At 66.6% G+C, this 20,757-nt stretch carries 15 protein-coding genes; 9 read left to right on the forward strand and 6 right to left on the reverse strand.

Annotated features, from left to right (window positions below; translation table 11 throughout):
• The first annotated feature begins 17 nt into the window (after positions 1-17).
• From AC3WJB_RS04265 to AC3WJB_RS04280, 4 genes are read left to right on the forward strand one after another with little or no spacing between them, the layout of a single operon-like run.
• Positions 18-299 (forward strand): hypothetical protein, encoded by a 282-nt coding sequence (locus tag AC3WJB_RS04265; RefSeq protein ID WP_492679045.1) that lies wholly within the window; start codon positions 18-20, stop codon positions 297-299.
• Positions 300-308: 9 nt separating this feature from the next.
• Positions 309-908: a potassium-transporting ATPase subunit KdpC gene (kdpC, locus tag AC3WJB_RS04270; RefSeq protein ID WP_492679047.1), complete on the forward strand. Its 600-nt coding sequence runs from the start codon at positions 309-311 to the stop codon at positions 906-908.
• The gene (locus tag AC3WJB_RS04275) at positions 905-3,553 is read left to right on the forward strand and encodes a DUF4118 domain-containing protein (protein WP_492679049.1); all 2,649 of its coding nucleotides are present in this window, start codon (positions 905-907) and stop codon (positions 3,551-3,553) included. The genes kdpC and AC3WJB_RS04275 overlap by 4 nt, the downstream gene beginning before the upstream one ends.
• Positions 3,550-4,239: a response regulator gene (locus AC3WJB_RS04280; RefSeq protein WP_492679051.1), complete on the forward strand. Its 690-nt coding sequence runs from the start codon at positions 3,550-3,552 to the stop codon at positions 4,237-4,239. Before AC3WJB_RS04275 ends, AC3WJB_RS04280 begins: the two co-directional genes overlap by 4 nt.
• Positions 4,240-4,251: 12 nt before the next feature.
• Here AC3WJB_RS04280 and AC3WJB_RS04285 read toward each other — a convergent pair whose 3' ends face one another.
• The 3 genes from AC3WJB_RS04285 to AC3WJB_RS04295 all read right to left on the reverse strand — a co-directional run bounded on the left by AC3WJB_RS04285 (position 4,252) and on the right by AC3WJB_RS04295 (position 11,166).
• Positions 4,252-6,114, reverse strand: coding sequence for a tetratricopeptide repeat-containing sulfotransferase family protein (locus tag AC3WJB_RS04285; protein ID WP_492679053.1), 1,863 nt, complete (start codon positions 6,112-6,114; stop codon positions 4,252-4,254).
• Between the two features lie 108 nt (positions 6,115-6,222).
• The gene (locus AC3WJB_RS04290; RefSeq protein ID WP_492679055.1) at positions 6,223-9,105 is read right to left on the reverse strand and encodes a TonB-dependent receptor plug domain-containing protein; all 2,883 of its coding nucleotides are present in this window, start codon (positions 9,103-9,105) and stop codon (positions 6,223-6,225) included.
• A 153-nt stretch (positions 9,106-9,258) separates the two neighbouring features.
• Positions 9,259-11,166 carry an LTA synthase family protein gene (locus AC3WJB_RS04295; RefSeq protein ID WP_492679057.1) on the reverse strand — a complete coding sequence of 636 codons (1,908 nt, stop codon included), beginning with the start codon at positions 11,164-11,166 and terminating at the stop codon, positions 9,259-9,261.
• 191 nt (positions 11,167-11,357) lie between these two features.
• On the opposite strand from AC3WJB_RS04295, the gene glnE reads away from it, so the two are divergent.
• The gene (gene glnE / locus AC3WJB_RS04300; protein WP_492679059.1) at positions 11,358-14,234 is read left to right on the forward strand and encodes a bifunctional [glutamate--ammonia ligase]-adenylyl-L-tyrosine phosphorylase/[glutamate--ammonia-ligase] adenylyltransferase; all 2,877 of its coding nucleotides are present in this window, start codon (positions 11,358-11,360) and stop codon (positions 14,232-14,234) included.
• Between the two features lie 79 nt (positions 14,235-14,313).
• On the opposite strand, the gene AC3WJB_RS04305 is transcribed toward glnE, so the two are convergent.
• Positions 14,314-15,297: a mitochondrial fission ELM1 family protein gene (locus tag AC3WJB_RS04305; protein WP_492679061.1), complete on the reverse strand. Its 984-nt coding sequence runs from the start codon at positions 15,295-15,297 to the stop codon at positions 14,314-14,316.
• Between the two features lie 75 nt (positions 15,298-15,372).
• Positions 15,373-16,104: a Yip1 family protein gene (locus AC3WJB_RS04310; RefSeq protein WP_492679063.1), complete on the reverse strand. Its 732-nt coding sequence runs from the start codon at positions 16,102-16,104 to the stop codon at positions 15,373-15,375.
• Between the two features lie 166 nt (positions 16,105-16,270).
• Here AC3WJB_RS04310 and AC3WJB_RS04315 point away from each other — a divergent pair, with 166 nt between their 5' ends.
• From AC3WJB_RS04315 to AC3WJB_RS04330, 4 genes are all read left to right on the forward strand, one after another.
• Positions 16,271-16,480 carry a zinc-finger domain-containing protein gene (locus AC3WJB_RS04315; RefSeq protein WP_492679065.1) on the forward strand — a complete coding sequence of 70 codons (210 nt, stop codon included), beginning with the start codon at positions 16,271-16,273 and terminating at the stop codon, positions 16,478-16,480.
• A 78-nt stretch (positions 16,481-16,558) separates the two neighbouring features.
• Positions 16,559-17,686: a glycosyltransferase gene (locus tag AC3WJB_RS04320; protein ID WP_492679067.1), complete on the forward strand. Its 1,128-nt coding sequence runs from the start codon at positions 16,559-16,561 to the stop codon at positions 17,684-17,686.
• Between the two features lie 88 nt (positions 17,687-17,774).
• On the forward strand, positions 17,775-19,040 hold the full coding sequence (locus tag AC3WJB_RS04325; RefSeq protein ID WP_492679069.1) for an O-antigen ligase family protein: 1,266 nt from the start codon (positions 17,775-17,777) through the stop codon (positions 19,038-19,040).
• Positions 19,030-19,791 carry a glycosyltransferase family 2 protein gene (locus AC3WJB_RS04330; protein ID WP_492679071.1) on the forward strand — a complete coding sequence of 254 codons (762 nt, stop codon included), beginning with the start codon at positions 19,030-19,032 and terminating at the stop codon, positions 19,789-19,791. Before AC3WJB_RS04325 ends, AC3WJB_RS04330 begins: the two co-directional genes overlap by 11 nt.
• On the opposite strand, the gene lpxL is transcribed toward AC3WJB_RS04330, so the two are convergent.
• Positions 19,785-20,720 carry an LpxL/LpxP family Kdo(2)-lipid IV(A) lauroyl/palmitoleoyl acyltransferase gene (gene lpxL / locus AC3WJB_RS04335; RefSeq protein ID WP_492683064.1) on the reverse strand — a complete coding sequence of 312 codons (936 nt, stop codon included), beginning with the start codon at positions 20,718-20,720 and terminating at the stop codon, positions 19,785-19,787. The genes AC3WJB_RS04330 and lpxL overlap by 7 nt on opposite strands.
• Between the last annotated feature and the right edge of the window lie 37 nt (positions 20,721-20,757).

A 20,757-nucleotide genomic window follows, 5' to 3' on the forward strand; every position in this document is an offset into this window, starting at 1 on the left:
TACAGCTGGATGGAGAGGTGCCGCTCTCGCCACGCTGGAACCTGCACCTGCATGCCGGGCGCACGCGTTATGCCGCGATCCTGGCCATGCCCCTGGCAAACGGTGCCCGCGATCCGGGCTATGCGGATTTCGCGCTGGCGGCCAGTTACGCGCTCGACCACTGCTGGACATTGGCGGCGACCCTGAGCCACGCCACCAACGCCGCGTTCCATGCACACGTTGCCAGCTTCCGTGATCCGTTCGTGCATGAGGATCTCGGCGGCACGCGCGCCGTCCTGACCTTATCCATCATTTTGTGAGGCGCTGCCGTGTACTCGCTGATTCGTCCCGCGTTGGTCCTGTTCGTGTTGCTGAGCGTGATCACCGGCGTCATCTATCCGCTGGCCACTTTTGCGCTCACGCAGGTGTTCTTTCCTTCCCAGGCCAACGGCAGCATCGTCGTGCGCGGCGGCAAGCCGGTCGGCAGCGCGCTGATCGGCCAGCATTTCGATGCGCCCCGCTACTTTCAGGGCCGGCCATCGGCCACCACGTCGGCGCCATACGACGCCATGGCTTCGGGCGGCAGCAATCTCGGCCCCAGCAACCCGGCACTGATCGATACCGTGAAGCACCGGCTCGCCGCACTGCAGGCGGCCAACCCCGATGCACCTGGACCGGTTCCGTCCGAACTGGTCATGGCTTCGGCCAGCGGGCTGGACCCGGATATTTCGCCGCCGGCCGCGTTGTGGCAGGCGCCGTGCGTGGCGCGCATGCGCGGGTTGCCGTTGGCACAGGTGCGGGAGCTGATCGCACGCCACACGCAAACGCCTTCCCTGGGCCTGTTCGGAGAGCCGCGGGTCAACGTGCTGGCGTTGAATCTGGCGCTGGACGACGCCCGACCGGACGTGGAGGATAATCCGCGCCGATGAACGCCACGCGCCCCGATCCTGATCGGTTGCTCGCCGAAGTCGCCGACGAACAGCGCCAGGCCGCACGTGGCAAATTGAGGATCTTCTTTGGCGCCTGCCCCGGCGTGGGCAAGACCTACGCGATGCTGCAGGCGCTGCATCAGCTGCAGTCCGAAGGCAGGCACGTTCTGGTGGGCGTGGCCGAAACACATGGACGTACCGGGACCGCGCGGTTGCTCGCGGGTCTGCCGCGCCTGCCGCTGCGCGAACTTGAATACCGTGGTCACGTGTTGCGTGAGCTGGATATCGACGCCGCGCTGGCGGCACGGCCGAATCTCGTCGCGGTCGACGAGCTGGCCCACGCCAACGTCGAGGGTAGTCGGCACCGCAAACGCTGGCAGGACGTCGAGGAATTGCTGGATGCCGGCATCGACGTGTACTCGACGCTCAATGTGCAGCACCTGGAAAGCCTGAACGATATCGTCGGGCGCATCACCGGCGTGCGCGTGCACGAAACCGTTCCCGATCACGTGTTCGACCGGGCCGATGAGGTCGTGGTGGTCGATCTGCCAGCGGATGAACTGTTGAAGCGGCTCGCCGACGGCAAGGTCTATCTGCCCAAGGTGGCCGAGCGTGCGCGCGAGCGCTTCTTCCGCAAGGGCAACCTGATCGCGCTGCGCGAGCTGGCCTTGCGCCGCGCCGCCGATCGCGTGAACGTGCAGATGCGCGACTACCGCCGCACGCGGGCGATCGAGGCGGTGTGGCCCACCCGCGAGCGGCTGCTGGTGGGGATCGCCGGTACCGCGGACGATGAGCGGCTGGTACGCGAGGCGGCACGGCTGGCCCGCAAGCTGGAAGCGGACTGGATCGCCGCGCACGTCGACGTGCCGCAGCGGCACGGTCGGAGCGTGCGTCACCGCGTCGTGCAGACCCTGGCGCTTGCCGCCAGCTTCGGAGCCGAAACCGTGACCTTGCCGGGCAGCGACGTCGCCGGTGCGCTGGTCGCCTGCGCCCGCGCGCGCAACGTCAACCGCATCGTGCTGGGACTTCGGCCACGTCAGCCTTGGCGCCTCTGGCAGCACTCCACCGCGGACCGCATCGGCAGGACCCACCTTGACCTTGGCCTGGTGGTGATGGCCGCCAATGTCGACCGCCAGCGGCCTGCTGGGCGGAAGTCGCCCAGGCCCCGGATCGCCTGGCTGCCGTATGCCTGGGCGACGCTCGCCTGCCTCGTGGCCACGGCCCTCGCGTCGCCGCTGTTGCAGGTGTTCGAGTTGGCTAACGTGGTCATGGTGTTTCTGCTCACCGTGGCCATCGTCGCGCTGCGCTGGGGCCGCGGCCCGGGCGCGTGGGCGGCGTTCCTGGCAGTGGCCTGCTTTGATTTCTTCTTCGTGTCGCCGCGGCTGTCGATGAGCGTCGGCGACACGCAGTACGTATTCACCTTCGGGCTGATGCTGGCCGTGGCGCTGATTGTCGGCCAGCTCACCGCCCGCCTGCGCCGCGCGGCACGCGTGGCGGAAGCGCGCGAGCGGCGCGCGGTCGCCCTGGCACGGTTGGCACGCGCGCTTTCCGGGGCGTTGACCGCGGAACAGATTGAGGAAATCGCGTTGCGTGATTTCAAGGGCGACTTCCTGGCCGGAGTCGGTCTGGCCCTGCCGGATGCGGAAGACCGCGTGCGTGCGGTCAGGGGCAGTGCGATTGGCGTGGACGAGAGCATTGCGCAGTGGGTCTACGACCATGCCGAGGCAGCCGGCGCCGGCACCGACACCCTGGCCGCCGCGCGTGCGCGCTATCTGCCGCTGAAGGCGCCGATGCGGGTGCGTGGCGTATTGGCCTTGGAGTTTGCGCAGGAGGGAGTACTGGCTGAGCCGGAGGAGCAACGCCTGCTGGAGGCCTGCTGCAACCAGCTGGCGCTGGCGCTGGAACGGGTGCATTTCGTCGAGGTCGCGCAGAACACCCTGGTGGCGATCGAGGGCGAGCGCATGCGCAACACGCTGCTGTCCGCCATGTCGCACGACTTGCGCACGCCCTTGACCACCATTCTGGGTGCCGCACAGGCGGTTGCGCCCCAGATCCGCAGCCAGCCTGCCGAGGCGCTGGTGGCGTCCATCGGCGAGCAGGCCCAGGCGATGCTGCGCCTGATCGAGAACCTGCTGGATCTGGCGCGATTGCAGTCGCACGGCGTCGAACTCAAGCGGCAATGGCACTCGCTCGAGGAGCTCCTCGGCATCGCCCTGCGCGAATTGCGCGAGCCGCTGCGCGCGCACCCGGTGACCGTCGACATCCCTGCGGATTTTCCGCTGCTGGAAGTGGATGCCACGCTGATCGAACGGGTGCTGGTGAATCTGCTGGACAATGCCGCCAAACACACCCCTGGGGGTACGCCCATCGAAGTCCGGGTGCGTCACGAAGGCGGCAGTGCACTGGTCGAGGTGAGTGATAGCGGGCCCGGCCTGCCGCCCGTAGCAGTGGACAAGCTGTTTGATCCGTTCGAGCGGGGCAGGCGGGAGTCCGCCGTCGCCGGCGCCGGCCTGGGCCTGGCATTGGTGCGCCGTATCGTGCAGGCTCACGGCGGCAGGGTCGAGGCGCGACAACGATATCCGCACGGCGCGGTGTTCGTGGTGACCCTGCCTGCGTCGCCGCCCCCCGAGGTGGAATCGGCATGAGTGCCGCACGCATCCTGCTGGTCGAAGACGATGCCAACATCCGCCGCTTCGTGCGCACGGCGTTGCAGGATGAGGGTTTCGAGGTGTTCGAAGCCGAAACCTGCAAGGGCGCGTTGCTCGAGGCCGCCACGCGGCAACCCGATCTGGCCATCGTCGATCTGGGCCTGCCGGATGCGGACGGCAAGCTTCTCATCGCCCAGGTGCGAAGCTGGTCGGCCTTGCCGATCGTGGTGCTGTCGGCGCGTGAACGCGAGGAAGAGAAGGTCGCCGCGCTGGACGCCGGCGCCGACGATTACCTGGTGAAGCCTTTCGGCGTGCCGGAATTGCTGGCCCGCGTCCGCGCCCAGTTGCGCCGGCGACAGGGCGATTCAGCAACGGGTTCGAGCGAGGTTTCGTTCGGTGCCGTCCATATCGATCTGGCCACCCACGAAGTCCGCAAGTGCGGCGAGGTCGTGCATTTGACGCCGATCGAATTCCGCCTGCTGGTGGCGATGATCCGCGGCCGTGGCCGTGTGCTGACCCACCGGCAGCTGCTGCACGAGGTATGGGGACCAGCCTATGTCGATCGTGCGCACTACCTGCGCGTGCACATGGCCAACTTGCGGCGCAAGCTCGAAGACGATCCGGCGCAGCCGGAATATCTGCTGACCGAGCTGCAGGTCGGCTATCGGCTGGCCGGGCTGTGAAGCCGGTGATTCCTAGGCTTTGTAGCCGAGGCGATCGAGCCATGGCTGCAGGATAGGAAGCACGGGCGTGAACTGCTCCCGATAGGCTTCCCAGCGGCCGACCCGCTTGCGATACAGGGCCTCGGTGACCTGCGCGTAGCTTGGCGTGCTGATGAACTGCTTGTTGCGGGCGTGCTCGGCGAAGCGCGTCATCGCGGAAGTGTCAGTGACGTCGAGGAATCGGCCCAGGCGCGCAACCTCGGTATCGAACTGGCTGACCACCGATTCATAGCGCCACTCCAGCACGTGCGGGGCGAATACCTCGGCCTGCCCGTACCAGTACTCGAAGGCCCGGACGTAACCCTGCGCCAGCCGCGGCAGCGAGGAACACAGGACCATGAACGCCGGCGAGCGGAACGGCTGCATGCTGCAGCTCAGCAGGACGTCGCACGGGTGGCGCAGGCACAGGATGATGCGCGATTCCGGGAACAGCCGCATGATCATGGGCAGGCACAGCATGTTCAGCGGGTTCTTGTCCACCAGCCGACGCTGGCCGAGATCCGGCAGGACGCGGGCGACCATCCCGAAGTACACCGCACGCAACTGCTCGATTTCATGCGGGGTCAGCTTGGCGAGGTCTTGCGGATACTTCTGGCCGGCCTGCTCCATGCATCCGGTCAGTTCGTGGGCAAAGGCGCGCTCGTCCATCGAGGCGAACCCTGGGTGCGCATCGAGCATCTGCTCAAGCAAAGTGGTACCCGAGCGCGGGAAGCCGACCACGAACAGCGGACTGTAAGCGTCATCCGGCGCGGATGCCGGCTTCCATTCGGCATATTCGGCTGCACTGACCGTGTGCCCGGCGATCGGCAGGAGGCGGCTGTCCGAGGCCAGCAGTTCAGGGGTCACATCCTGCGCCAGCTTGAGTTGCGCGGCGTGGGCAGCCTGCAGGGCAGCCCACGCTTGCCCGTGATGTCCGTGGCGATCGTACGCGGCGGCGAGGCCGAAGTTCGCGCTGGCGATGGTTTCATCATCGGCGGCAACGGCAAGTGCCTGCTCGTACAGCGAGGCGGCTTCGGCCGCCGCGCCACGCCGCATGGCGAGTGCCGCGTGGGCGCGCCACCCGTCCGCACGCGCCTGCGTGGCGTTCGGCGGTAGCGCATCGAGCGCGGCCAAGGGTAGTTTCAGGAGCTCCCGGCGGGCCTGGTCGAGCTGGTTGTTCCTCTCGTACAAGGCAGCGCGCTGCGCGGCAATACTCAGCCGCATGGCCTCGGCGGCGGGTTCCGCGGGCAATTTCGCTTTGTCCAATGCGTCGAGCGCGGCCTGCAGCTCTCCTTGTACCGACAACATCGAGGCCAGCACCAACGCCTGTTCAGCCGGTTGACCAGGCCAGTCGGCAGCCCCGTCCAACATCGCCTGCTGGTTGGTGTTGTCGCCGCAGACGTAGCAGGCATGCGCCGCCTGCAGGCGCGCTTCGATGAAGCCCGGGGCAAGGTCGACAGTGTCCAGCAACACCTCCCGTGCCTGCGACCAGTGCCGCTGGCCAAGACGGAGAAGGCCAAGGTTGTACATGACTTCGGCATCCCGCGGCGCCAGCGCGAGGGCAGTCGTCAGGGCCTGTTCCGATGCCGTCAGGTCTCCAGCCAGCCGGCAGGACACGCCAAGGTTGTTCCAGTAGGCGGAGACGCCGGGCCGCAGCTCCGTCAGGCGGCGGAAGGTGGCGACCGCCTGCGCATGGCGGCCGGTCTCCTGCTGCGCCATGCCCAGCAGTAGCAGGATGTCCTCGTGCCCGGCTGCCGCACCGGTCAGCGCGCTGGCCAGGTCGAGGATGCGTGCGGGATCGCCCGCGTTCCAGGCCGCGACCATATCGGCCGCGATGTCAGTCGTCGGACGGGACATCGCCTTCCAGTGGTTCGTATTCGAGAGTGCATTATGCAAGAAGGCCGCGACTTTGGTCGCGGCCTTCCTGGTTCCCTGAAGTTGCCTTCGTGGCAACAGCCCCGGATCCTAGAACTTGATGGTCGCGCGGGCCCAGTAGTAGCGGCCGATCGAGTCGTAGGTGGCGGTATCTACGTTGTAGTTGCCGCTGTTCTGGTACACCAGCGGCGGCTGCTTGTCGCTCAGGTTGTCCACACCAATGTCGAAACGGGTATGCCAGCTGGGTACATCGTAGCCCAGCGTGATCGCGTGGTAGAGCACCGAAGCCAATGGCGAATTTCCACCGGTGTTGGCGTCGGCGTTCAGAGCTGTCAGCTTGTTGATATAACGCGTCTGCCATTGGGCACTCCAGTTGCCCTTGACCCAATTGAACGTAAGCGTACCGCGCCAGCGCGAGATGTTGCCGAACTGGCTGGAGTAGGTGCCCGCATAGTTGACCGACTCGGCCCCTGGCTGGCCCGGCGTCGCGCTGTTCTTGTAGGTGGAGACGTAGGTGGTATTCAGGCTTGCCTGGAACTGGCCTGGATCGAAGCTCCCCAGGTCGAAATGCGGGATCCGGTAGCGCAGCGTGTAGTCGATACCGGTCGTGCTGAGGCTGCCCAGGTTGAACGCGGGGGCGCGGACGCTGAAGATGGCGCCTGGCTGCTTGGTGTCATTCCCCTGGCGGGTGATGAATGGGCAGAACGGGCTGTCGTTGTTGTTGAAGCAGGCATTCACGACCGTGTTGCCGGCGACCGGTACCAGGGTGTCAACCAGGTAGACGTGCCAGAAGTCGACGCTGGTGGACACCCCAGGCATCCAATCCGGGTCGTAGACCAGGCCAATGTCCACCGACTTGCCCTGCTCAGGCTTCAAGGTCTGGCCCAGCGTGGCTGCACCCTGGTAGAGCGCCGTCAGCTGGTGTGCGCCGCCACCGTCCCAGTTCGGTTCCACGAACTGGCATGCCTTCGCATGCTGGGCCAGCTGCGCGGCGGAAAGGCCGACGCAGGGATCGTTGTACGACGGCTCGAGCACGGACGGACCATCGTAGAGGTCGTTCAGGCTCGGGGCGCGGAACACCTGCGAGATCGTGCCACGCACCAGCAGGTCGGCGACCGGCTTCCACTCGATGGCGATCTTCTTGTTGGTGGTGACGCCCGCGGTGCTGTAGTCGGATGTACGCATACCGAGATCGAGGTTGAGCGAGTGGGCCCAAGGCTGGTTGGCGAGCAATGGGATCAAGGCTTCGGCATAGGCTTCCTTGACGTTGTCGTGGCCGCGGCCATCGGAACCGCAGGCTTCGCCGGACACGCCGCATTCCAGGGTATTGATGTTCAAGACCGCGTTCGGCGACACGACGTAGTTCATGAACTGCTCGCGATACAGTGCACCCGCTGAGAGCTGTACCGTACCCGCCGGCATGTCGAACAAGTTGCCGCTGGCATCGAACTTGGCTTCCTTCAAGGCCCGGGTATAGGTGTACCAGGGGTTGACGACGCCCGCGCGCAACTTGTCGGTAGCGGTCGGGTCGGCCTGGTTGAAGATGTTGGCGCCGTCAGCAACGGCCTTGTTGATGTTGGGAATGACCAGTTCGTTGAAGTTGACCATGTGTTGCTTGGTATGGCCGTAGTTGACCGAGGCATCCCAAACCCAACTGCTCTGGCCGAAGTTGCCGCGGAATCCAGCATTCACCTGCCCGGTGTCGGTGGCAAACGTGTGCACGCGCGCGCCGGCACCGGTCAGGCGGGTGCTGAACGCGTAACCGCTGGTGGCTTCCTGCCCGGGGAGCGGGTTCTGGCTGAACGTGACCCCAAACGGGTTGATCGGGTTGCTGGCCAGGATGTTGAACACGGTGCCGACACCCACCGGGATTGGCGCGTCCCGACCTGCAGAGCGCGTACGGTTGTAGAACGCGTTGGCGTACGCGGTGACGTTGTCGGTGATGTTGTAGCTGCCCAGGACGAAGCCGCTGTACCGCTTTTGCTCGGTCTGGACGTAGTTGTATGCGGCGTAGTTGTAGGCGTCGGTTGCGCCATTGAAGCAACGGTAGTCATCCAGACTCGAGCCGTCGCCCTGGAAGCGGGTTACCCGGATGGTGTTGCTGGTCACCGGGCAATTTCCGTACCTGCTGTTGAACGACGCGGGGATCTGGATGCGGCCCGTCGGGATGGAGAACGAACCACTCTTCGTGGGCACGCCACTGTAGAGGTACAAGGCGTTCTTGGAGAAATCACGCCGGGTGGCCTTGATCGGATCGTACTTGTTGTAGCCCAGGCCGCCGACGATGTTGTAGTTGTCGCCGTCCTTGCCGGCCATGAGCTGTACGGCGTGGCGCTGGCCGTCGCCATGACTGGAGATGCCGGTGTTCACGTCGGCCTCGACGCCGTTGAAATGCTGGCGCAGGATGAAGTTGACCACGCCGCCGACGGCGTCGGAGCCGTATACGGTCGAGGCGCCTTCAGCCAGCACGTCGGTGCGCTCGATCATGGCCTGCGGAATCATGTTGAGGTCCGCATTGATCAAGCGCTGGCCATTGACCAGCACCAGGGTACGATTGGTGCCCAGGCCGCGCAGCGAAACGCGGGATGCACCATTGCCGCCTTCCAAGGATGGGCTGGCCACGCCGCCGCCATTGCTGTTGTTTGCCGGGTTGGTGGCAATACCGGAAACGCTGGGCAGCTGCTGCAACACGTTACCCAGGGTTGGCGTGCCGGCGGCGGTCAACGCCGCACGATCCAAGGTCACCACCGGGCTGGCGGTCTCGATGTCGACACGCCGGATCAGCGAGCCGGTAACCACAACGCCCTTGAGGGTCTGCGCCTGCGATTGGGTCGGCGCCTGGGATGATGTCTGGTCCTGCGGTGCGTCGGCAGCAGGCGTTTCGGCCGCCTGGGCCACACCCACGATGCTGAAGATGCCAGCCGTCAAGGCCATGGCAATGGCCCTCGACAGTCGATTCGGGTCGTATTTCATCTGGTGATCCTTGGGTGGATTGGGGTCGAGATGTCTGATGGCATCCCTATGGATGCCGTGCAGGCAGCTACCGCACACGTGGTGTTAACATCGTGTAAACGCGAAGATTACACCTTAGCCCCGCTGCGTCAACCTGTCACAGTGACTCTTGGGTCAGCCCGGTGGGAGCAGGATGACATCCGACGGATGGGTAGCCCGTTCGCCGCTCTCGTGCGCGATGCGCGAGGAGGTTTCCAGCAACTGGTCGGGCAGGACCGAGGCCAGTTTGCCGGCCATGCGCAGCAGGCTGACGCTGCGCATACGCTGATCGGTCTCCTGGTCGAAAGGAGTCCGCAGCGGCGGCGCCGCGCCCGGGGTGCGAGTGAACGCGGCCAATTGCCCACCGACCAGGCCCGTCAGGGCAAAGTACGCATCCTCGTGGACGCCGATTTGGTCCAGCAACACCGCCGGCAGTAGCCAGGACGCAGTGTCCGCGCGCGCCGCCGGCGCCTGTGGTTGATGCGGATCGAGCAGGAGCCAGGTATCCGGTGCGGCCAGCATGCCTTCGCCGTCGACGAAGCCCAGCTCGGTATAGACGTCGCTCAACGCCGGCAGGTGGTCACCGTAAAACAACACGCGGCTCGGCCGGTCGCGCTTGGCCAGCCACTGCACGAGGCGGCCAAGCTCCGCATCGGCATGCCGCAGGTGATAGAGATAGTTCTGCAGTTCCAGCTTGTCCTTGCCAGTGATGCCCGCGGGAACGGCAATGGCATCCCGTTGCGCGACGTTGGCCGGATCGATGTCGTAGGGCCCATGCGCTTCAATGCTGATGGCAAACAGGAATTGGGGCGGGCCGGAATCCTTCAGCTGCGTCATGATCTCATCGGTCAACGCGCTGTCGGCCAGGTATTTGCCATCCTTGCCGGCATTGGCGGGGAAGGCCGCGCGCGCGATGAAGCGATCGAAGCCAATGGCCTTGAATGCCGCCTGGCGGTTCCAGAAGGCGGGATCGTTGCCGTGTACCGCCAGGGTGTCATAGCCATGGGCCTTGAGCGTACGCACCAGGCTGGGTATCGGCTTGTGGCTCAGCTGCAGATAGGGAAACTGCAACTCCTCGAAATAGCGCAGGGACAAGCCGGTCAGGACTTCGAACTCTGTGCGGATGGTGCCCCCGCCGAACGTCGGCACGTACAGCTTGCCGCCGGTGGCATGCGCCGCGAGCCGGTTCAAGTTGGGCGTGAAATCGCTACGCTGGAACCCTTGCAGGATACGTGGATCGAAGAACGACTCGCTCTGCACCACGATGATGTCCGGCAACTGCTTGCCAGCCGGGGGCGCCTGCATCAGGCTTTGCAGGGTCGACGCATACTCGTCGATCAGCACGCGGGCGGCCTTGCGGTCGGGCTTGGCATGTGCGCCATCGACTTGCAGGCGGAACAGCATCAGCGAACTGATCAGTCCGGAATGGTTGCTGGTGGCGGACGCCGACCACGGTTCCATCCACAGCACCTGTCCGTTGTAGACGTGCTTCCAGACCGGGGCCGCCGCCAGCAGGCTGACCAGCATCGCCAGCGACGCCCAGCCGGCCACGGCGCGTTTGCCGCGAGGGTGTCGTGCCAGCAGCGGCGGTTCGAATCGCCACAGGGCAACGATTGCCAGCACCGCCAGGCACAGCCCGACGTAAAGCCACGGGTTGTGCGGAAGATAGCCGGCCAACAGGTGGAAGCCGCCGCGCCGCAATTGTCCGACCATGCGGAAGTCGGCCGGCAGCAAGGGCATGCCGAGGTCGGCAACTTTCAGCGCGTTGACCAGGTAGATGCTGCCTTGCAGCGCAAAGGCCAGTGCAAAGGCGAGCAACGCCCGACGTGTCCAGATCAGCAACACGCTCGCCAGCAGCAAGCCCGGCCATGCATTGGCGAGCAGGAAACGTGGCTGTGCCAACAAGGTTTGCGGGGCCACGCCCACGCCGCCATCGAGCGCTCCGGTCAACAGCATGAACGCCAGCGCCAGCAGGACCACCACCACGCCGCGGCTTGCCAGCGGGGCGAAGCGGGAAAAGCGGGCGGGAGGGTTCAGGCGCATGAATCCTGCTCGTGGGGCCGATCGGTAATCCGAATGTAATCAAACAGACATGAACCGAGTGTGTGGACAAAGCCGGGTGTGGCGAGGTTCAGATCGGACGGCAGGAACGAAGGGTGCGCGGGCTGGCGGCCTTGGTCCGTGACAGGGGCGGCACCAGTGTGCGTTGTCGACAGCTGCGGCACAATGTGCCGATGCCTGTCATGGAATCTCCGGCGTTGCGCGCGCTGATCGACAGCCGATACGCCGAGCTGGTGGCGCGCTGCCGGGCGGCTGGCGTACGCCTGCACGACGATGCCGGCGTGGCCGAGCGCATACGGCGCACCCTGCTGGCCAGCGATTTCGCCTTTGAGGTGTGGTGTCGGCAGCCGCAGCTGCTGGCGCCGCAGGGTATCGAACGCCTCCGTTCCGGCAGCGATGCCGGCGCACGCATCGGCGACCTGCACCTGCCGAGCGACGAAGCCTTGTGCATGCAGGCGCTGCGGCGCTTTCGCCATGCCGAGGCCTTGCGCCTGGTCTTCCGCGATGTCAACGGCCTGGACGATTTGCCGGAGACCTTGTCGGCGACCACCGTACTCTACGAATCCCTGTTGAAACTGGCGCTGGGCTGGGCGGAACGGGCGCTGGAACCACGCTGCGGGCAGAGTCGCGACGACGAAGGGAGTGTGCAGCACCTGCTGGTCATGGGCTTCGGCAAGCTCGGCGGCAGCGAGCTGAATTTTTCCTCCGACATCGATCTGGTGCTGGCCTATCCGCACGGCGGCCAGACCGATGGTCCGCGTGTCCTCGACAACAGCGAGTACTTCGTCCGCCTCGGGCGTCTGCTGGTGCACCTGTTGAACGAGCCCACGGTGGACGGCATCTGTGCCCGGGTCGACCTGCGCCTGCGCCCGTTTGGCGCCTCGGGACGCCTGGCGCTGTCGTTTGCGGCCATGGAGCAGTACTACCAGAACGAGGGCCGCGACTGGGAGCGCTATGCCTGGATCAAGGCCCGACCGGTGGCTGGGGACCGCGCCGCAGGCAAGCGCCTGTTGGAGCTGCTGCGGCCCTTCGTGTACCGCAAGTACCTCGACTACACCGCGTTTGCCGGCCTGCGCGAGATGAAGGCCTTGATCGACGCGGAAGTGGCGAGGCGGGATCTGGCCGACAACCTCAAGCTTGGTCCGGGGGGCATCCGTGAGGTTGAATTCATCGTGCAGCTTACGCAGTTGATCCGCGGTGGCCGGGAACCATCCCTGCGCGTGCGCAATCTGCTCGATGCTCTGGTGGCCTGCCAGGCGCGCGGGCGCATCAATGCGGCGCGGGCACAGATGCTGCGTGAAGCCTACGTACTGCTGCGTCGCGTGGAAAATCGCGTGCAGATGCTGCGCGATGTACAGACCCACGACATTCCCGGAGACCAACTCAGCCGCGAGCGGATTGCGCTCGGCCTGGGCATGCCTGGCTGGGACGCGCTCGGCGACGAGCTGGCCCGACACCGGGCACTGGTGAGCGAGGAATTTTCCGCCGTGCTGATGCCGCAGGCCGGGCGGGCCTCGCGGGTGGCCGCGGCCGACGCCGTGTTGTGGCAAGGCGCGATGGCGCAGACCCTCGAGACATCGACGCTGGAAGCATCAGGCTTCGTCCCCGGCGATGGACTGGTCGGCATGCTCAACCAGCTGGTCCAGGCCCAGGCCGTGCGCAGCATGTCCGCGCGGGCGCGCGAGCGTCTCGACCATGTCATGCCGCAACTGTTTGGTGCGGCGCGCGAGACCGGTGCACCGGCGGCATGCCTGTTGCGTCTGTGCCGCCTGGTGCAGGCCGTGGTGCGTCGCCCGTCATATTTGGTGCTGCTCGACGAGCAGCCACCGGCGCGCAAGCGGCTGGCCCGGTTGTTTGCCGACAGCGCCCTGCTCGCCGAGCGGGTGATCGCACAGCCCCTGCTGCTCGATGACGTGCTCGATCCACGCATCGACCAATTGCCGATCAGGCAGGCGGATATTGCCGCGGAAATCGGCCGCGTCCTCGGCACGCTGGACGAGCGCGAGCCGGAGGCGGAGCTCGAACGCATCAACGAGTTTCGGGCCTCGATGGCATTTCGCCTAGGCCTTGCCTTCGTCGACGGGCGTGCCGACGCGGTGGCCACGGCCCGGCGTCTCGCGGCGCTCGCGGAATCGGTGGTGAACGCGGTGGCAACCTTGGCCGAGCGCGAGGTGCTGGCAGCGCATGGCCGGCTGGCTGGTGAAGGTTCCGGGTTCGCAGTGCTGGGCTATGGCAGCGTCGGCGGCGAGGAACTGGGCTTTGCCTCCGATCTCGACCTGGTGTTCGTCTACGACGGCCAGCGGGCCGCCGTGGTGAGCGATGGAGCGCGTCCCCTGGAGGGCTCGCGCTGGTACCAGCGTTTGGCGCAGCGGGTGATGAATTGGCTGACGGTGCTGACCCGGGCCGGCCGCTTGTATGAGGTCGACACGCGCCTGCGTCCGGATGGCTCCAAGGGCCTGCTGGTGAGTTCGCTGGACGCCTTCGCCGCCTATCAGCGGAGTCGGGCCTGGACGTGGGAACATCAGGCGTTGTTGCGTGCCCGGCCGATTGCGGGCGATCGCCCATTGTGCGACGAGCTGCGAGCCGTGCGCCGCAGCATCCTGGGCGCTCCGCGCGAACCCGTGCTGGTCATGGCCGAAGTCAGCGGCATGCGACGACGATGGCGCCAGGAGCGCGACCGCTCGAATACCGAGCGCATGGACCTCAAGCAGGGCCGTGGCGGCTTGCTGGACATTGAGTTTGTCCTGCAAGGCTTGGTCCTGGCACATGCCGCACAGCATCCCGAATTGCTCGAGGTTACGGCCAATGCCGCGCTGGTCGAGGCCTGCCATCGCGCTGGCCTCCTGGACGACGCCCAACACGAGATCCTGGCTCGGGCCCACGCCGAGCTGCTGCGCCGGGCCCTGGCGTGCACGCTCGATCAGCGCCCGCGCATCAATTCCCGCGATGCCCAACTGGAAAGTCTGGCTGCGGAGGTGGCCGGGGTGACCGCCGAACTCGGCCTGGCGTTCGACGGGCCGCCAGCTGACGGCGCGCCCGCGGCCGGTTGAGCAGTGCCGCGCCGGTTGCGCGCTGTCGGAAAACGCTACTGCCGATGTGAAGCGTCAGCCGGCGGCGGGCGTGGCTCGTTCAGCGGCGGCGCAGATGCGTAGCGATCCGGTTGTTCACCACGGCGGCAATGGCGGCCGTTTCCCGCAGCGGTGGCAGGGCGGGAAATGGACCTGCGGCATGGAGGTCGTGTAGCCAGCCGCCATCGCGCAGCACCTGATGAAAACAGGCCAGCTTCGCCGGTAGTGGTGCGCCGATCCAGGTGTGTACCGGGCAGCCCACGGCGCAGGCTTCGCTCAGCATGTTCACCGAATCCGGGGTCACCACCAGCGCGTCGCTCCAGCCCAACACGCCGGCATAGGGGTTGGGTCCATCTTCGGTATTGCGCCAGACCAGGCCTGGTCCGACGCGCCCTACCTCGGCCCGGAATGGCGCGATCAGGGCATCGGGCGTACGCCGCGAGGCCACCACGAGCAAACTGCCACCATGGGTTTCCTGCCCTGCCCGGAGTCGCCGCACCAGTTGCTCCGCGTAGGCGGCGTCCAGCGCCACGCCGTGCCGCGGACCACCCAGCAGGACGCCGATGCGCGGCGACGGCAGCTCACCCAGGCGCGGCCATTGGCCGCGCGCATCGGCCAGCCACGCGTCGTCAATCGGGTTCAGCGAGCCGATCGGACTGAGGACGTTGGCGCCGCGAAGGCCGTCATGGCGCGGTGCGATCACTAGGTCCCAGTGGGTGGGTGCCAAGCGCGGGTCGAGGATCTGCACGACATAGCAGGCGCCGGCGCTGAGCTTGCGCAGCAGGCGCGTACATAACGCCGCGCTGCGGCCACAGCCGATGGCCACCCGCGGCCAGGGCGGGGCGAACAGGCTGCGTTGCTCGGCTGGCAACGCGTAGGAGCCGCCCAGCGTGCAGCGCGGGGCCAGCCAGGACCATGGTGCCCGCGGCTGCAGTTGCAGGTGCCGCGCACGCAGACCAAGCCCTGCGGCCAGCGCCAGCGCCTGGCGCTGGTTGCCTGCCGCATGGTCGGTAATGACCCAGCATGCGTCAGCCTGGGTCACCACGCGGCAACCGGCGCAAAGAGCGCAGACAGAAGCGGCACCGTTCGACTCCGGGCTCGATGGCGGACGCCTGGCTGCTCAGCAGCTGCCGATCGTCGTCCGCGCGACGTCGAACGCGCCCGGGACTGGCGCGGGCACTGCGGGAGCATAGCTGGCGGCGCCGGTGTCGCTCACGGTGGCGCTCGTTGGCTGGATCGCGCGCGCGCCATCGAGGGCGGCGTTGCCCATGGGACTGCCGATCACGGCGGCGACGATCATGCCCAGTAGCCAGCTGACGACGATCGCCACGATCACGCTGACGGCGGTGTACGCTCCGGCGCGCTCCGGCGGGCATTTCATGGTCGGCGGCAAGCCCAGGTAAAGCAGGTAGATCGCATACACAACACCGGCGAGCACGATGAGCCAGCCCAGCCAGGGAATGATGATGGCCACCCCGGCGACCCAGGTCGCGGTCCATGCGTACGCGGTGGCCTTCAGCGCCTGAACGCGGTTCTTTTCGCCGCCAAAGGTCGGTGCCAGCGCGTCGATGATCAGCGCCACCAGATACACCACGAGCAGGCTCACCAGGTAGGTGGCAATCGCATGGCCCAGCCCGGACAGCATGGGGATGCGCATGGTCACGCCGAGCAGGTCGTAGCCGATCAGGCTGCTTTTGATGAACGTGGCGATCGCCGGGATGGCGGCCAGGATCATGATGTAGCCCGTATACAAGCCGCCGACGTTGGCAGGCTCGGCGGCGAGCAGCGGCCACTCGGTTTTCGGCGTGGTCAGGATTGCCTTGACGCGATCGGTGAGCTTGGCAAGGTTCATGGTCTGCTCCTGGAACGAGAAAGGACGGCCAAGGGCCGCAAGCGGTTGTCGGTTCCGATGCGCCCGCGTGGGCGCTTGCTGCAGCTGTGTGTGCCCCCTGTGGATCATCGGCAGGCTGGCGCAGCCTGCTACCATTCAAGACTACAGTCCAGTAGGAAGTGTGGCCATGTCCCGCCCCGTTGTCACCAGCGAACCGTTGAAGCCGGCAAATACCGAGAAGCGCTACCAGGTGACGCGTGCCGACTTGCCCTTGTCCTGCCCGATGCCCGGTATGAAAGTGTGGAATTCACATCCCAAGGTGTATTTGTCCATCGTCGAGGACGGCGGAGAGTCCACCTGTGCCTATTGCGGCGCGCATTACATCTTGCGTGACTGAAGCCGGCCCTGGATTCGTGCGTTTCAAAGGCATTGTTCTTGCTTGCCCGCGATGGGAACTGTATTCGACAACGTACTCATGTCCAGCCCCGATCCGTTCGCCAACCCGCTGACCGTCGTCCAGTTGATTCCGGCACTGCACGCTGGCGGTGCCGAGCGGGCGACGCTGGAAGTAGCTCAGGCGCTGGTACAGGGTGGCCACCGCTCGGTGGTGATCTCGGCCGGCGGGCGCATGACTGCGCAATTGGCGGCTGCCGGCAGCGAACACATCACCCTGGACCTGCGCAGCAAGACCCTGGGCGCGTTGACCCGAATCGGCAGCTTGCGCCGCCTCTTGCGCGGGATACGTCCAGACATCGTGCATGCGCGGTCGCGCGTGCCCGCATGGCTGGGCTGGTGGGCGCTCAAGGGCCTGCACCCGCGTCCGCGTTTCGTGACCACGGTGCACGGACTCAATTCGCCAGGCTGGTACAGCAGCATCATGGTGCGCGGCGACCGCGTCATCGTGGTTTCACAAACCGTTCGCGACTATGTGCTTAGCCATTATCGCGGCCTGGAACCGTCGCGGGTGCGGGTCATCCCGCGCGGCATCGACCCGGCGATGTTTCCTTATGGTTACCGGGCCGACGAGTCATGGAAAAAAGCTTTCTTCGCCGAGTATCCGGAACTTGCCGGAGCGCCTCTGCTGACCCTGGCTGCCCGTGGCACCCGGCTCAAGGGGCATCGTGACGCCATCGAGCTGCTTGCCGACCTGAAGCGGCGTGGCATTGAGGTGCGCTTGTTGCTGCTGGGCGTGGTGGAACCCGGCCGCGAGGCCTACGTGACAGAGTTGCGTGAACTGGCCCGCTCGCGCGGGGTGACCTCGCAGTTGGTGTTGTCGCCGCCGCGCGACGACATCCGCGACGTCTACGCGGTGTCCGCCATTGTCCTGCAGTTGTCGAACCAGCCCGAGTCGTTTGGCCGCACCGTGGTGGAGGCGCTGTCGCTGTGCCGGCCGGTGCTGGGCTATGCGCACGGCGGGGTGGGCGAGCTGCTGGCCGAGCTGTATCCGGCCGGGCGGGTACCGCTAGGCGACCACGAACGCCTGGTCGAGCGGGCCGCCGAGCTGTTGCGCGTGGCCCCTGCCATCGCCCCGCTGGAGAACTACAGCCTGGAGGACATGCAGCGCGCCACTTTGGCGCTGTACGCCGAGGTAGCCGCGGGCTGAACATCATGCCCGGCCGGGTGCGCGCTGCCGGCGGGGCGGTCGTGACGGGTTGCCTACAATGCGGGTTTATCCCGGAGTCGACGGATCCATGACTTCTGCTAGGGTGCGCTACCCGTGGTGGCCATTTGCGCTGGTCATCGTGTTGCTGCCCTTTGGGCGCAGCGCGGAGGTGGGCACCTTGCTTTGCCTGGTCGGTGTCCTCTGGCTCGGCATCGGGAATCCGCCTGCCCTGCTCGCCACTCGAGGTGCGCGCCTGCTGCTGGGCCTGCTTGCCGCCTACATTGGTGCGGCCTTGCTCTCGGCGCCCGATGCGGTTGCCCCGGCCAAGAGCTGGGAAACGGTGGCTGGGCTGCTGCGCTATGTGCCGCTGGGCCTGTTTGCCTGCCTGATGATCCGCCGGGAGGCTGGATTGCGCGCGTTGTACGTGACGGTTGCCGCGCTGGTGGCGCTGTGGGTGTTGGACGCGTGGATGCAAATCCTTACCGGCTGGAGCCTGCGCGGACATGCTCCGGCCGAACGTATTTCCGGCATCTTCGGTGCCGACAACCTGAAGCTCGGGCCGACCCTGGCGGTGCTCTCGCCTTTGGTGCTGTGGGCGGCGCGTCGGCGCTTCGGGCATCCCGGCTGGCTGCTCGCGCTGGCCTTGCTGCTGGGTCCCATTCTGCTCGCGGGTTCGCGCGCGGCCTGGCTCATGTATGGCCTGGTCGCGCTGGGCTTTGCCTGGCATGCAGTGGCGTCTCCGCGTCGTTTCGCCTGGTTTTGCGCCGCGGCCACCGTCTGTCTGGCGCTGGCCTTGGGGCTGGCCTGGCAAACGTCGGGTCGTTTCCAGCAACGTGCGGAGCGCACCCTGCTGATGCTCCAGGATCATCCGCAGGCCCTGGATACGGCGCTTAGTGGACGGCTGGACATCTGGCGTACGGCGACGCGCATGATTGCCGCGCATCCCGTCAATGGCGTCGGCGTACGCGGCTTCCGCTATGCCTACCCGCACTACGTGCCGGCCAATGACCATTTCCTCGTGGCCGAGCCCTGCGGCGTCGGCGAGGGCGCCTGCCATGCGCACCAATTGTTGCTGGAGATCCTGAGTGAGACCGGCGGTGTCGGTCTGCTGCTGTGGCTGGCGGGCTGTGCCTTGGCCTGGCGCTGCTGGCGCGGCGTGGGTGCGGCCGCGCGCGCGCGCGCGTTTCCGGTCAGCCTGGCGCTCGCGGCGATGCTGTTTCCCCTGAATACCCACCTGGCCTTCTATTCGGCGTGGTGGGGCCTGCTGTTCGTCTGGTTGCTGGCACTGTGGTGTGCGGCATTGTTTGTCGAACCGGACCCGGCGACGCCGGGAGAGGCGCGGCATGCAGCGTGAGCCGCTCTCGGTGGTGGTCACCACCTGCAACAATGCCGACACACTGGATGCCTGCCTGCGCGGTGTGCGTTGGGCCGAAGAGATCGTGGTGCTCGACTCCGGCTCGACCGACGCGACCCTGGCCATTGCGGCGCACTACGGCGCCCGGATCAGCCAGCAACCGTTTGCCGGTTACAGCGCGCAAAAGCAGGCGGCGATCAACCTGGCCAGCCATGCCTGGGTGCTCCTGCTCGATTCGGACGAAGCCGTTCCCGACCGTGCCGCGCCGGTGCTGCAACGTGCCCTGCTCGGGCCCCGGCATGCCGGCTACGAGCTGTCACGTCGCGAGTGGTTGTTCTGGCGCTGGCAGGCAGCCGGTACGCGGCTCAACCACTACGTGCGCCTGTTCGACCGCCGGCGTGCGCACATGAGCGGCCATGCGGTGCACGAGGCGGTGGTGGTGGATGGCCCGGTAGGCGTGCTGGGCGTGGTCCTCGACCACTACGGCGAGCGTGATATTGCCGGGCGCGTGGCCAAGGCCAACCGTTATTCGACCTTGCAGCTGGACGATGCGGGGAGCCGCAGCCCGGGAACGCTCGGCTGGCGCATGGTGCTGTATCCCAGCGTGGCGTTTGTCCGCTATTACCTCTGGCGCGGCCACTGGCGGGCCGGCTGGGCCGGCTTCATCGCCGCGCGCGTGCACGCGTTCTATGCGTTCTTGAAGTACGCCAAGCTGCACGAGGCGCGCCGCCGCAAGAAGGATTCTCAGTAGGGCGAGGCTTCGCCCCGGGGGCGGGTCTTGAAGCGCTTGTGCACCCACAGATACTGCTCCGGGGCCTCGCGCACCATGTCCTCGATGCAGGCGTTGACGCGCGTGCAGTCGGCCAGGACATCAGGGCTCGGGAAGTCCAGTAGCGGCTTGCCCAGGCGCAGCGCATAGCCGCTGCCGTCGGCCAGGCGGTGATGGAAGAACGGGATCACCACGGCCCCGGACAGCCGGGCCAGGTGGTGGGTGGCGGTGATGGTGGCGGCTGGCACGCCAAAGAACGGCGCAAACACGATGTCCTTGCTGCGCATGTCCTGGTCCGGCGCGTACCACAGGGTGCCGCCGGCTTTCAGGTAGCGCACCGTGCCGCGGATGTCGGCCTTGTCGAACATGGCATCGGCGTAGCGCAGGCGCGCGCGCAGCACGGCCCATTCGAACGCTGCCGAGTCCATGCGTCGGTACATCCCGGCGATACGGACGCGCGAGGAAATCAGACGCGCGCACAACTCCAGGTGGGAGAAATGCCCCCCGACCAGCAGGACGCCGCGGCCTTGGGCACGCGCCGCCTCGAGGTGTCCCAAGCCTTCAATCTGGTTGGGGATGCGCGCCAGGTGCCGGTCGCTGGCCATCCAGCCCAGGGCGAACTCCACCAGCATGCGCCCCAGGTCGCGCAGGTTGGCGTCCACCAACGCGGCGCGGCGCGCCGGCGGCCAGTCGGGGAAGCACAGCGCGATGTTGGTTTGCGCGATATGCCGCCGCCGGGACGGCAGGTGCGTGGTCAAGGCGCCCAGCCAACCGCCCAGGCGCAGCAGCCTGCGGTACGGCAGTTGCCCGATCAGCCACACCACCCCGACCCCGAGCCAGCCCAGCCAATGGCGTGGGCTGAGCAGGTGGCGATTGAATTGCGGGCGTGGCGTACCTGGCATGCCGCGCATTGTAAGGGGCATGCCGCCGCGGGTCAGGGGCGTGCGC

The sequence above is a fragment of the Rhodanobacter sp. FW510-R10 genome (genome assembly GCF_058781105.1).